Origin of the sequence: Candidatus Aegiribacteria sp. (genome assembly GCA_021108435.1) — a bacterium.
Lineage (GTDB): Bacteria > Fermentibacterota > Fermentibacteria > Fermentibacterales > JCC-6 > Aegiribacteria.
The window spans coordinates 1-2,520 of the sequence record JAIOQY010000161.1 but is presented as its reverse complement, the minus strand read 5'-3'; the positions used below and the strand labels follow the sequence as shown (position 1 = coordinate 2,520).

Genomic DNA, 2,520 nt, shown 5'->3' with positions numbered 1-2,520 from the left:
CTCAGGAGCAATAGCAGAATCTGTCTTCAGAATGTTTCCGAATTGATTAACAGTAGATACTATTTGTTACAGGAACTGTGAAATTGTTCCAGAAAGTCTTTTGGGCTGACTATTTTGATGCCCATGTAATTTTCAATTGATTTAAGATGCTTATCCCCTGAAATTATGTGAGAGCACTTGAGGGCAACAGCGCATTCAATGAACATGTTATCTTTAGGATCCTGCTTGACTATTGTGAGAGAAGGCGTTGACGCAGCAAAGATGATATTGTGACCTTCCGCGAAAATCTTAAGCAGTTCCTGCAGTTCCTTCTCATCCTTCAGGCCAAGCCGATTAAGTACTTCAATGTACTCGTTGATAATATCCTTTGATACGCAGAGTGTGATTGATCCTGTTTTCCACAGATTGATGATCTCTTTTGGATTGCCACCGAAGAAGGAAGAGATAAAAACATTTGTATCAACAACGACTCTTGTCATTTTTCAGTTCTGGTTTGTTCTATGATCGCATCGATATCATCAGCGCTGATGCCCTGTTCTCTGATTTTTGTTCCTATGCGGTTCCAGAGGTCGTCGATGTAGCCGCTGATGTCTCTGTCTATTATGTAGTCCTCAAGTAATTCTCTCACAACCATGCTTACGTTTTTTCCTTCTGACCGGGCATAATTTTCAACTCTGCTTTTCAGTACAGGATCAATACGTATTATCATTTGCTTGGACATATACCACCTCCATATGTGATATAACGTATATACAATAGATACGCCAAGAGAGAAGAAGCCAAAAGCTTTGCGCGGTAAGAGCGGATTAATCCGGCAGAGAATATTCTTGAACTCCGCAGGATTTTATCAATTCATTTTCGCAGCATGAATGAAAACGGAGAAAGACATTTGATGGAAGATCGAGATCAGGTATCCTGGAGGGCATGATTGATAATGTACATTTGGAATGCAAGATTTACATCAGAAAAGAGGATTTGATCATGAACATAGCATATATTGATCACCGACTGTTAATATTTCCGCTGTAACGATTAATTGACACCTGCAGCATGAACGGATATTATGTTCTTGAGCGGTGTACTATGTGAAGAAGATTCTGTTTCGAATAGGTTTTAGTCTGGAGTGGAGATATGGCGAATAAGGAAATCATAGAGCTGGAGAAGGAACTGGAAGGACTCAGGCTGGAGCCTCCCGGTTCAGAGCTTTTATCCGTGCTGAACAAACTGGCTTTTGCCTATCTGCATTCAGATCCCCGGAAAGCGGAAGCTAACGCTTTGGAAGTACTTGATCTTGCTGAAGATATTGGGTTTCCTGCTGAGCAGGCGAAAAGCTGCATTACACTTGGAACGATTAATCTTGAGAAGGGGAAGTTTGCTGAGGCGATGTCGTATTGCCGGAAATCGATGGAGATATCTGAGGAACTTGAGGATAAGAATGGTATGGCATCCGTTCACGGTACTATGGCCAATGTATACTGGGCTCAGGGCATGATTGATAAAGCACTTGAGCACATCCATGCATCTCTCAGACTGAAACAGGAATATGGTGCGAGCAAAGATGAATTAGCCTCCTGCCACATAAATATAGGCGCGTGCTACAGCAGCCTGAATCGCCTTGATATGGCGCAGTCATCCTATGAACTTGCTCGGAAGATTTGCGAGAAGTCCGGTAACCGTTTGCAGCTGGCATACGTCTATCACAATATCGGTTCCGTTTACGGAAGAAAGGAAGAGCTGGACAAAACCCGGGAATACTTCCAGAAAGCCCTTGAGATCAGAGAAGATCTGGGTGATAAAAAAGGTACCGCAAGCACTCTGTGCAATCTGGGAAGCCTGCATGAAAAACTCGGTGACAACGAATCAGCTCTGGACTGTTTTATCAGGAGCCTTGAATTGTATGAGGAGATCGGCAACAAAAGGGGAATCTCCAACACATGCACCTGTATTTGCGGGATATACATCGCGCTGGGGCGTCTTGATGAAGCGGAATCTTTTATCTGCAAAGGTTTGGAGATAACAAGGAAGCTTTCGATGAAGGACTTGGAAATCCACTGCCTGGAGAAGATAACGGATCTGTACGAGGCAAAAGGGGATATGCAGAAAGCGCTTCAGTACTCCAGGGAACTGAATACCTGCATTGAAGAACACCTGAACGAGAAGAGCATGGAGAAAATAGCGGGGCTTCAGGTGCAGTTCGAAACAGAGAAGAAAGAAAAAGAAGCTGAGATCTATCGTCTGAAGAATATTGAGCTTTCTTCGATGAATGATGAGCTTCGTAACGCACTTGCTCATGTGAAGAAACTTCAGGGTTTGCTTCCTATCTGTGCTTCGTGCAAGAAAATCAGGGATGATGACGGCTACTGGCAGCAGATAGAGCTGTATGTCTCTGATCATTCAGATGCTACATTCACACATGGGATATGCCCTGAGTGTATGATCAAACTATACGGTAAAGACTTTGCCAGGGAGCAATAACAGAATCTAGTGACACGCAACGTAGAGCATGTCACGTCGATCCTG

Annotated in this window: 3 protein-coding genes; 1 reads left to right on the top strand and 2 read right to left on the bottom strand. The window is 43.5% G+C overall.

Annotated features, from left to right (window positions below; all coding sequences use genetic code 11):
• Positions 1-59: 59 nt before the first annotated feature.
• Both K8R76_08850 and K8R76_08845 read right to left on the bottom strand, forming a co-directional pair.
• Positions 60-479: a putative toxin-antitoxin system toxin component, PIN family gene (locus K8R76_08850; GenBank protein MCD4848285.1), complete on the bottom strand. Its 420-nt coding sequence runs from the start codon at positions 477-479 to the stop codon at positions 60-62.
• Positions 476-721, bottom strand: coding sequence for a CopG family transcriptional regulator (locus tag K8R76_08845; GenBank protein ID MCD4848284.1), 246 nt, complete (start codon positions 719-721; stop codon positions 476-478). Before K8R76_08845 ends, K8R76_08850 begins: the two co-directional genes overlap by 4 nt.
• A 410-nt stretch (positions 722-1,131) precedes the next feature.
• On the opposite strand from K8R76_08845, the gene K8R76_08840 reads away from it, so the two are divergent.
• The gene (locus K8R76_08840; protein ID MCD4848283.1) at positions 1,132-2,475 is read left to right on the top strand and encodes a tetratricopeptide repeat protein; all 1,344 of its coding nucleotides are present in this window, start codon (positions 1,132-1,134) and stop codon (positions 2,473-2,475) included.
• The last annotated feature ends 45 nt before the right edge of the window (positions 2,476-2,520 follow it).

What these genes read in the sequence shown, in the direction of transcription:
- K8R76_08850 (MCD4848285.1), bottom strand. Translation starts at nt 479, where the DNA reads ATGACAAGAGTCGTTGTTGATACAAATGTTTTTATCTCTTCCTTCTTC.
- K8R76_08845 (MCD4848284.1), bottom strand. Translation starts at nt 721, where the DNA reads ATGTCCAAGCAAATGATAATACGTATTGATCCTGTACTGAAAAGCAGA.
- K8R76_08840 (MCD4848283.1), top strand. Translation starts at nt 1,132, where the DNA reads ATGGCGAATAAGGAAATCATAGAGCTGGAGAAGGAACTGGAAGGACTC.